The 2,340-nt window shown below is 70.2% G+C and carries 3 protein-coding genes; all 3 read left to right on the forward strand.

Annotated elements, in window-relative coordinates; genetic code table 11:
- Nucleotides 1-763, forward strand: a 763-nt coding sequence (tagH, locus tag E4O86_RS22785; protein WP_161142828.1) for a type VI secretion system-associated FHA domain protein TagH, incomplete at its 5' end; no start/stop codon positions are given.
- A gap of 159 nt (nt 764-922) precedes the next feature.
- Nucleotides 923-1,441, forward strand: coding sequence for an OmpA family protein (locus E4O86_RS22790; protein ID WP_161142829.1), 519 nt, complete (start codon nt 923-925; stop codon nt 1,439-1,441).
- Nucleotides 1,442-1,491: 50 nt separating this feature from the next.
- Nucleotides 1,492-2,340, forward strand: an 849-nt coding sequence (locus E4O86_RS22795) for a type VI secretion system protein TssA (protein WP_161142830.1), incomplete at its 3' end; no start/stop codon positions are given.

A 2,340-nucleotide genomic window follows, 5' to 3' on the forward strand; every position in this document is an offset into this window, starting at 1 on the left:
CGCGCCCCCGGCCTGGGAGCGGCAGGCGCCCGCCTGGCCGGAACCCGAACCGCGCGAAGTTCCGCCCGCCGCGGCGCGGCCGCGGGAGGCGCCCGGGCCGGAAGGATTCCTCGCCGACCCGGGTGTCCGGCCGATCTCCGTCCAGGCGCCTCCCGTGGAGGTGCAGGCGCCGGCCCCGAAGGCGGGCGGCGCGGACGTCTCGGCCGTGCTGAGGGCGCTCGCGGACGGGGCCGGTCTCCGGCCCGACGCATTCGCGGGTTCCGACCCGGAGCAGCTCGCGCAGGAGATCGGCACGGTCCTGCGCGTGGTCGTCGAGCAGACCGCCTTGCTCCTCAAGGCGAGAGCGGCGGCGAAGGCGATCGCCAAGAGCTCGAGCCGGACCATGATCGGCGCCGCCGACAACAATCCCCTCAAGTTCGTGCCGGGCGCGACCGAGGTGCTGGAGACGATGTTCGTCCGCCGCCGCGCCGGCTATCTCGACGCGAGGCGGAGCTTCGAGGAGGCCTTCGCCGACCTGCGGATGCATGAAATCGCGACCTTCGCCGCCATGCAGAAGGCGCTTGGGCGCCTGCTCGACGATCTCTCGCCCGATGCGGTCATGGCGAAGGTGTCGGGTTCCGCCTTCTCGTCGCGCAAGGGGCGCGCCTGGGATCTCTTCGCCGAACGCTGGAGCGCGAAGACCGACCCTTACGAGAACGGAATGCTGGACGTCTTTCTCGCTTACTTCGCGGAGGCCTATGACGAGGCCTCGAAGAAGGGCTGAGCCGCCGGCCGGCAGCGGCGCATCCGGCGCCGACGAAGACTGCCGCGGGCGCAGCAACCGGCGCCCCGCTTTTCCCCGCTCCACGCGGATTTCTTGACTCGACTTCGATCCGGCTCGTACTCTCAAGTTCTTCGGTCTCGACCGGAAATGGAGCCGGCCATGCGGTACGTGAGCCTTCCGTCACTCTTTTTCTCCGCGCTCGTTTCGACTTCGGCTCTCGCCGGACCCGCGCACAACGCGGAGGAGATCGTACAATATTTCATCAAATCGGCCGATCTCGGCTCGGCCCGCGGCATCTGCATCGGGACGGCGCAGGAATGCAGCAGGAGCCTTCCCGAGCCCGTCGGGCTCGACATGCTGATCGGGTTCGATCTCGATTCGGCCGAGCTCACGGCCGACGCACAGCGCAGCCTCGGCGAGTTTGCCCGCGCGCTCGTCGACGAGCGCCTTGGCGCCGCGAAGTTCGTGATCGAGGGCTATACCGACGCGTCCGGAACGGAGACCTACAACAAGGGTCTGTCGGAGCGCCGCGCCGCTTCCGTGAGAGGCTTCCTGCTCGCGCACGGGGTTTCCGAGGAGAAGATCACGGCGATCGGCCTCGGCGAGACCCGGCCGCGCATGGAGGATCCGTTCGATCCGGGCAACCGCCGGGTGGAGATGCGGATCAATCTTCAGTGAACCGACCGCGGCCGGTCTTCCATCCGGTTCACGTGCGGCACGGCCGGTGAATGCGCTACGCGTGGCTTTTCGAGGCGCTGCCCGGGCCGCAGCCGTGCGGCCCCGATCTCGACGAGACGGGTGACGACGAATATCTGAGCTACGTCCTGACGGCGGAGGACCGTCTGCCGGCGCGCTTCTACGACCGGGACACCGGCGCGCCCTTCGATCGCTCGAACATCGATCTGAAGGCGGAAGTCGCTGCGATCTCGGCGCTTCTGGAGCGGTCGCGCGACCTTCGCCTCCTCACGCTCGAAGCCCGCTTCCACGCCCTTGCCGGCCAGGTCGCCGGCTTCTCGGAATGCCTGCAGGCGATCGCCGGCCTCGTCGAGCGCCACTGGCTCGACGTTCACCCCCAGCCGATGGACGGAACCCATACGGCGCGCCAGAACCTGCTTGCGGCCCTCGACGACCGCACGGGCATCATCCTTCCGCTGCACTATGCTCCCCTCGTGCAGGATCGGCGCCTCGGATCGCTCGCTCTGCGCCAATATGCAGTGGCGCTCGGCACGTCGCCGCCGCGGGAGGAGGAACGCGTCCTCGACCCCGGTGCCGTCCGCGAGGCGTTCGCCCAGCCGGAGAACCGCGAGGCGGCCGCGGCCGTCCACGCCGAGATCGCCGCCGCCCGCGACGCGCTGAAGCGGATCCGCGGCAAGTTCGTGGAAGAGGCCGGATACGAATCCGCGCCGAGCTTCCAGGGCCTCGAGGAAGCGCTCGGCCAGATCGCGGAACTCACCGGCGGCGGCACTCCGGCGGCGACCGCGGCGGCGCCAGGGGATGCGCAGCCGACCGGCGCGGAGGCTGACGCGAGCAGCGGCGCGGTCGCCACCGCCGGGGCGCAGCCCGCAATCGCCTCCCCC

The organism is Propylenella binzhouense (assembly GCF_009866965.1).
GTDB classification, from domain to species: Bacteria; Pseudomonadota; Alphaproteobacteria; order Rhizobiales; family Afifellaceae; genus Propylenella; species Propylenella binzhouense.

What these genes read in the sequence shown, in the direction of transcription:
- E4O86_RS22790 (WP_161142829.1), top strand. Translation starts at nt 923, where the DNA reads ATGCGGTACGTGAGCCTTCCGTCACTCTTTTTCTCCGCGCTCGTTTCG.